Origin of the sequence: Streptomyces sp. NPDC021096, from assembly GCF_040641275.1 — a bacterium.
In the GTDB taxonomy this organism is placed as follows: domain Bacteria; phylum Actinomycetota; class Actinomycetes; order Streptomycetales; family Streptomycetaceae; genus Streptomyces.
Map to the genome: position 1 here is coordinate 202,396 of NZ_JBFADG010000009.1, position 6,560 is coordinate 208,955.

The 6,560-nt window shown below is 72.5% G+C and carries 8 protein-coding genes; all 8 read left to right on the plus strand.

Going from position 1 to position 6,560, the window contains the following annotated elements; genetic code table 11:
- Window positions 1–80: 80 nt before the first annotated feature.
- The 8 genes from aroC to nusB all read left to right on the plus strand — a co-directional run bounded on the left by aroC (window position 81) and on the right by nusB (window position 6,444).
- The gene (gene aroC, locus AB0G59_RS15895) at window positions 81–1,265 is read left to right on the plus strand and encodes a chorismate synthase (RefSeq protein ID WP_071966198.1); all 1,185 of its coding nucleotides are present in this window, start codon (window positions 81–83) and stop codon (window positions 1,263–1,265) included.
- Window positions 1,262–1,798, plus strand: a complete 537-nt coding sequence (locus AB0G59_RS15900; protein WP_360911862.1) for a shikimate kinase — start codon at window positions 1,262–1,264, stop codon at window positions 1,796–1,798. Before aroC ends, AB0G59_RS15900 begins: the two co-directional genes overlap by 4 nt.
- Window positions 1,799–1,805: 7 nt before the next feature.
- A complete protein-coding gene (aroB, locus tag AB0G59_RS15905; RefSeq protein WP_360911864.1) occupies window positions 1,806–2,897 on the plus strand; it encodes a 3-dehydroquinate synthase in 1,092 nt (363 codons plus the stop codon).
- A complete protein-coding gene (gene aroQ, locus AB0G59_RS15910; RefSeq protein WP_360911866.1) occupies window positions 2,894–3,346 on the plus strand; it encodes a type II 3-dehydroquinate dehydratase in 453 nt (150 codons plus the stop codon). The genes aroB and aroQ overlap by 4 nt, the downstream gene beginning before the upstream one ends.
- Window positions 3,347–3,527: 181 nt before the next feature.
- Window positions 3,528–4,193 (plus strand): AAA family ATPase, encoded by a 666-nt coding sequence (locus AB0G59_RS15915; RefSeq protein ID WP_360911868.1) that lies wholly within the window; start codon window positions 3,528–3,530, stop codon window positions 4,191–4,193.
- Window positions 4,194–4,274: 81 nt separating this feature from the next.
- Complete coding sequence (locus tag AB0G59_RS15920) at window positions 4,275–5,384, plus strand: aminopeptidase P family protein (RefSeq protein WP_360911870.1); 1,110 nt, start codon at window positions 4,275–4,277, stop codon at window positions 5,382–5,384.
- Window positions 5,385–5,440: 56 nt separating this feature from the next.
- Entirely contained in the window at window positions 5,441–6,007 is a 567-nt protein-coding gene (gene efp, locus AB0G59_RS15925; protein WP_360911872.1) for an elongation factor P, read from the plus strand.
- A gap of 2 nt (window positions 6,008–6,009) precedes the next feature.
- Window positions 6,010–6,444 (plus strand): transcription antitermination factor NusB, encoded by a 435-nt coding sequence (nusB, locus tag AB0G59_RS15930; protein ID WP_071966191.1) that lies wholly within the window; start codon window positions 6,010–6,012, stop codon window positions 6,442–6,444.
- Window positions 6,445–6,560: the final 116 nt, after the last annotated feature.

The window sequence follows — 6,560 nt, forward strand, 5'->3', positions numbered from 1 at the left end:
GCGCTCCCCCAGCCGACGCTGGGAGATGCCCCAGGCCGCGCCCGCTGCATGATCTTGAGCGCGCGAGCAGAGGAGTCCCGTTGAGCAGGTTGCGCTGGCTGACGGCCGGAGAGTCGCATGGTCCGGCACTGGTGGCGACGCTGGAGGGTCTTCCCGCCGGCGTTCCCATCACCACCGACATGGTGGCGGACCACCTGGCCCGGCGGCGCCTCGGCTATGGACGCGGCGCGCGCATGAAGTTCGAGCGCGACGAGGTCACCTTCCTCGGCGGCGTCCGGCACGGCCTGACCATGGGTTCCCCGGTCGCGGTCATGGTGGGCAACACCGAGTGGCCCAAGTGGGAGCAGGTCATGGCGGCCGACCCGGTCGACCCCGACGAGCTCGCCTCGCTGGCCCGCAACGCCCCCCTGACCCGCCCCCGCCCCGGCCACGCGGACCTGGCCGGCATGCAGAAGTACGGTTTCGACGAGGCCCGGCCCATCCTCGAGCGTGCCTCCGCCCGTGAGACCGCCGCCCGGGTCGCCCTCGGCGCCGTCGCCCGTTCCTTCCTCAAGGAGACGGCCGGCATCGAGATCGTCTCGCACGTGGTGGAGCTGGCCTCGGCCAAGGCCCCCTACGGCGTCCTGCCCAAGCCCTCCGACGTCGAGAAGCTCGACGCCGACCCGGTGCGCTGCCTGGACGCCGAGGCGAGCAAGGCGATGGTCGCGGAGATCGACCAGGCCCACAAGGACGGCGACACCCTCGGCGGCGTCGTCGAGGTCCTGGCCTACGGCGTGCCGGTGGGCCTCGGCTCGCACGTCCACTGGGACCGCCGTCTGGACGCCCGCCTGGCCGCCGCCCTGATGGGCATTCAGGCCATCAAGGGCGTCGAGCTCGGCGACGGCTTCGACCTCGCCCGGGTGCCCGGCTCCAAGGCGCACGACGAGATCGTGGCCACCGAGGACGGCATCCGCCGCACCTCCGGCCGCTCCGGCGGCACCGAGGGCGGCCTGACCACCGGTGAGCTGCTGCGCGTGCGGGCCGCGATGAAGCCCATCGCCACCGTGCCCCGCGCGCTGGCCACCGTGGACGTCACCACCGGCGAGGCGGCGCAGGCGCACCACCAGCGCTCCGACGTGTGCGCGGTCCCGGCCGCCGGCATCGTGGCCGAGGCCATGGTGGCCCTCGTCCTCGCGGACGCGGTCGTGGAGAAGTTCGGCGGCGACAGCGTCGCCGAGACCCGCCGCAACGTCCGCGGCTACCTCGAGAACCTGGCCATCAAGTGACACCCCCCGTAGCCGTCCTGGTGGGCCCGCCCGGAGCGGGCAAGTCCACCATCGGTGCCCTGCTCGCGGAGCGGCTGGGCACCGGCTACCGGGACACCGACGCCGACATCGAGCGGACGGCCGGCAAGCCCATCCCGGAGATCTTCATCGACGAGGGCGAGCCGCACTTCCGCGATCTGGAGCGGCAGGCCGTGGCCGCCGCCGTGGCCGAGCACCCCGGGGTGCTCTCCCTCGGCGGCGGCGCCGTCATGGACCCGTCCACCCGGGCCCTGCTCACGGGCCTGCCCGTGGTCTTCCTCGACGTCGAGCTCGCCGACGCCGTCCACCGCGTGGGACTGGACGCCCCGCGCCCGCTGCTCGCCGTCAACCCCCGCAAGCGGTGGCGCGAGCTGATGGAAGCGCGCCGCCCGCTCTACACCGAGGTCGCCCGCGCCGTCGTCGCGACCGGCGGCCGCACCCCGGCCCAGGTAGCCGACGCCGTGATGGAGGCGCTCCGGCTGCCCCGGGCCCACACACCGGACACCACGCAGTGAGGAACGCATGACCGACGCCCCCACCCGCATCCAGGTCGCCGGCAGCGCGGGCACCGCGCCGTACGAGGTCCTGGTCGGGCGACAGTTGCTGGGCGAGCTGCCCGGCCTGATCGGCACCAAGGCCAAGCGCGTGGCCGTGCTGCACCCCGAGGCCCTCGCCGAGACCGGCGAGGCGATCCGCGAGGACCTGGCCTCCCAGGGCTACGAGGCCATCGCGATCCAGCTCCCGAACGCCGAGGAGGCCAAGACCGTCGAGGTCGCCGCCTACTGCTGGAAGGCGCTCGGGCAGACCAACTTCACCCGCACCGACGTCATCGTCGGCGTCGGCGGCGGCGCCACCACGGACGTCGCCGGGTTCGTGGCGGCCACGTGGCTGCGCGGGGTGCGCTGGATCGCCGTGCCCACCACCGTCCTCGGCATGGTCGACGCGGCCGTCGGCGGCAAGACCGGCATCAACACCGCCGAGGGCAAGAACCTCGTCGGCGCCTTCCACCCGCCGGCCGGGGTGCTGTGCGACCTGGCCGCGCTGGAGTCGCTGCCGGTCCACGACTACGTCAGCGGACTCGCCGAGATCATCAAGGCCGGCTTCATCGCCGACCCGGTGATCCTCGACCTCATCGAGGCCGACCCCGAGGCCGCCCGCACGCCGTCCGGCCCGCACACCGCCGAGCTGATCGAGCGCTCGATCCGGGTCAAGGCCGACGTCGTCTCCTCCGACCTCAAGGAGTCGGGCCTGCGCGAGATCCTCAACTACGGTCACACGCTCGCCCACGCCATCGAGAAGAACGAGCGCTACAACTGGCGGCACGGCGCCGCCGTGGCCGTCGGCATGGTCTTCGCCGCCGAGCTGGGCCGCATCGCCGGCCGGCTGGACGACGCCACCGCCGACCGGCACCGCGAGGTCCTCAAGTCCGTGGGCCTGCCGGTGACCTACCGGGGCGACCAGTGGCCCAAGCTGCTGGAGACCATGAAGGTCGACAAGAAGACGCGCGGCGACCGGCTGCGCTTCATCGTCCTGGACGGCCTGGCCAAGCCGACGGTTCTCGAGGGCCCGGACCCGGCGATGCTGCTCGCCGCACACGCGGAGATCGCGGCGTGAGCGGCGCGGGCGCCCGGCGCGTCCTGGTGCTGAACGGCCCCAACCTGGGCCGGCTGGGCTCCCGCGAGCCCGACGTCTACGGCTCGACCTCCTACAAGGGGTTGGTCGAGGCGTGCACGGCGCTCGGCGAGGAGCTCGGCTTCGCCGTCGAGGTCCGCGAGACCAACGACGAGGGCGAGCTGGTGCGGTGGCTGCACGAGGCCGCCGACGGCTCGGTGCCCGTGGTCATCAACCCCGGTGCGTTCACGCACTACTCGTACGCCATGCGGGACGCGGCGTCCCAGCGGACCGCGCCGCTGATCGAGGTGCACATCTCCAATCCGTACGCGCGGGAGGAGTTCCGGCACACGTCCGTGATCGCGGCCGTCGCGAGCGGGACCGTGGCGGGGTTCGGCATCGGGTCGTACCGGCTGGCGTTGCGGGCGCTGGCGGAGGAACTGACGGGCTGACGGGGCCGTTCCCGTGGTGGGGAGCGGAGAGCTTACTCTTTCCCCTGACCCGCCCCTTCCCGTAACCGGGGCTTGGCCGAAATTCAGCCCGTCCGGCGATTGAGGACACCGCGGCGAAGGGGCGGGTCGGGGGAAGAACACCGCCCCTACCAGCCGCCCGTACGAGACGGAGTGCCACCGGATGCAGTACCCCGTGGGGCCGCCAACGCCAACGCACCCCCCGATGCCGGCAGTGCCGCCGCCCCCGCCCGGCCAGGACGGCCCCACCGGCCACTTCCCGCTGGCGGGAGCGGCCCAGACGGCCGCCGTCGCGGTGCTCCTCATCGGCCCGGCCGGGGCCGGCAAGACGACGGTCGCCCGGTACTGGGCGGACACCCGACGGGTGCCCACCGCCCATGTCAGCCTCGACGACGTGCGCGAGTGGGTGCGCTCCGGCTTCGCCGACCCGCAGTCCGGCTGGAACGACCACTCCGAGGCGCAGTACCGGCTGGCCCGCCGCACCTGCGGCTTCGCCGCCCGCAACTTCCTCGCCAACGGCATCTCCTGCATCCTCGACGACGCCGTCTTCCCCGACCGACCGGTCGTGGGCCTTGGCGGCTGGAAGCGGCACGTGGGCCCCGGGCTGCTGCCCGTGGTGCTCCTGCCGGGCCTGGAGGTCGTCCTGGAGCGCAACGCCGAGCGCTCCGGCAACCGCCGCCTCAGCGACGAGGAGGTCGCCCGCATCCACGGCCGCATGGCGGGCTGGTACGGCTCGGGGCTGCCCATCATCGACAACACCCAGCAGGACGTCGCCACCACGGCCCGGCTCCTGGACGAGGTCGTCGCCCGTTCCCTCACCGCCCGTTAGCGGCCCCGGGCCGCCCGGCGCGCCGCCCGGTCGGAGGCGCTGGAAAGGCCGGAACCCGCCGCCGAACGTACGCTCGGAAGCATGTCCGAGGTGTACGCGGCACGGCGCTCGCGGCTGCGCGAGCGGTGCGAGGCGGGCGGCAGCGACGCCGCCCTGGTCTCCGGCGGAGCCAATGTGCGCTATCTGTCGGGCGGGGCCCCGGCGGGCGCGGTGCTGCTCCTGGGGCCGGGCCGGGACGTGCTGGTGTGCACCACCGATCCCTTCGCGGACACCACGGGTGCCAGCCGGCCCGCCGACGACCTGTGCGTGGAGGTGCTGCCCACGCCCGAGGGCGACCCGGCCGTCGCGGGCGCCGAGCGGGCCGCCGAGGCCGGGGCGCGCTCGCTGGCGTTGGAGGAGCACCATCTGACCGTGGCCCGGCACCGGGCCGTGGGCTCGGTGGTGCCCCGGATGCTGCTGAACGACCTGGGGACGGCCGTGGAGCAGCAGCGGATCGTCAAGGACGACGAGGAGATCTCGTCGCTGCGGATCGCCGCGGAGATCGCCGACCAGGCCCTGGGCGAGCTGCTGGAGTCGATCCTGGTGGGGCGGACCGAGCGGCATCTGGCGCTGGAGCTGGAGCGCCGGCTGATCGACCACGGGGCGGACGGCGCGGCCTTCCCCACCTGTGTGGGCGCCGGGCCGAATTCGGGCCTGGCGGGCCACGTGCCCACCGACCGCCGGGTCGAGGAGGGAGATTTCCTCAGCGTCTGCCTGGGCGCGGACTATCGCGGGTACCGCAGTGAGATCGCCCGTACGTTCGTGATCGGGACCTCTCCCGCGGAGTGGCAGATCGAGCTCTACGAGCAGGTATTCGCCGCTCAGCGGGCGGGTCGTGAGGCCCTCGCGCCGGGTGCGGCCTACCGTGACGTGGACCGTGCGGCACGGGTCGTGCTGGAGGCCGCGGGCCACGGCGAACGGGTGGGACCGCGCATCGGACACGGCGTCGGACTCGAAAACGACGAGGACCCGAGGCTGGCGCCCTCGGCAATGGGTAAACTGGACGCTTGCGTGCCGGTCACCGTAGATCCGGGAGTCCACCTCCCGGGGCGGGGCGGCGTCCGGATCGATGACACGCTCGTCGTCCGCCCCGAGGCGGACGGCGGACCCGAGCTACTCACCATCACGACCAAAGAGCTGCTCGCGCTCTAGCCGGCGCACCGCACTTTCTGGTTCCACCAGTCGCAGTCTCAGGAGATACCGCAACCGTGGCATCCACGAACGACCTCAAGAACGGCATGGTGCTCAAGCTCGAAGGCGGCCAGCTCTGGTCCGTCGTCGAGTTCCAGCACGTCAAGCCCGGCAAGGGCCCCGCCTTCGTCCGTACGAAGCTGAAGAACGTGCTCTCGGGCAAGGTCGTCGACAAGACCTTCAACGCGGGCGTGAAGGTCGAGACGGCCACCGTCGACAAGCGGACGATGCAGTTCTCGTACATGGACGGCGAGTACTTCGTGTTCATGGACATGGACACGTACGACCAGCTCATGGTCGACCGCAAGGCCGTCGGCGACGCCGCCAACTTCCTGATCGAGGGCTTCGAGGCCACCGTCGCGCAGCACGAGGGCTCCGTGCTCTACGTCGAGCTGCCCGCCGCGGTCGAGCTGACCATCGAGCACACCGAGCCGGGTGTCCAGGGCGACCGTTCCACCGGTGGCTCCAAGCCCGCGAAGCTGGAGACCGGCTACGAGATCCAGGTCCCGCTCTTCATCACCACGGGTGAGAAGATCAAGGTCGACACTCGCGACGGTGGTTACCTCGGCCGGGTGAACAGCTAACCGTGTCCGCCCGTAGCAAGGCCCGTAAGCGCGCCTTCCAGATCCTCTTCGAGGCCGACCAGCGCGAGAGCTCGGTGCGCGACGTCCTCGCGGACTGGATCCGGCACGCCCGGACGGACGAGCGCCAGCCGCCGGTCAACCCGTACACGATGCAGCTGGTCGAGGGCTTCGCCGCGCGCGCCGCCCGGATCGACGAGCTGATCGCCACCTATGCGATCGACTGGGACCTGGACCGCATGCCGGCCGCGGACCGGAGCATCGTGCGGCTCGGCGCCTACGAGCTGATCTGGGAGGACGAGACCCCGGACGCCGTGGCGATCGACGAGGCGGTGCAGCTCGCCAAGGAGTTCTCCACCGACGACTCGCCGGCCTTTGTCAACGGCCTCCTCGGTCGTTTCAAGGAGCTCAAGCCGAGCCTTCGGCGCGAGAGCCACTAAGACGAGAAAACCGCCGGGGGCGGGGGGGAACCAATTGGGTTACACCCCCCCCCGGGGGGTTTTAGAGGGGCGGGGGAGGCGGGGCAGCGGGCGCCGGCGGGCGCCGGCGCGCGGGG

Bases quoted from the DNA above. Each gene is read 5' to 3' on its own strand.
- aroB (WP_360911864.1), top strand. From the start codon at position 1,806: ATGACCGACGCCCCCACCCGCATCCAGGTCGCCGGCAGCGCGGGCACC.
- AB0G59_RS15915 (WP_360911868.1), top strand. From the start codon at position 3,528: ATGCAGTACCCCGTGGGGCCGCCAACGCCAACGCACCCCCCGATGCCG.
- AB0G59_RS15920 (WP_360911870.1), top strand. From the start codon at position 4,275: ATGTCCGAGGTGTACGCGGCACGGCGCTCGCGGCTGCGCGAGCGGTGC.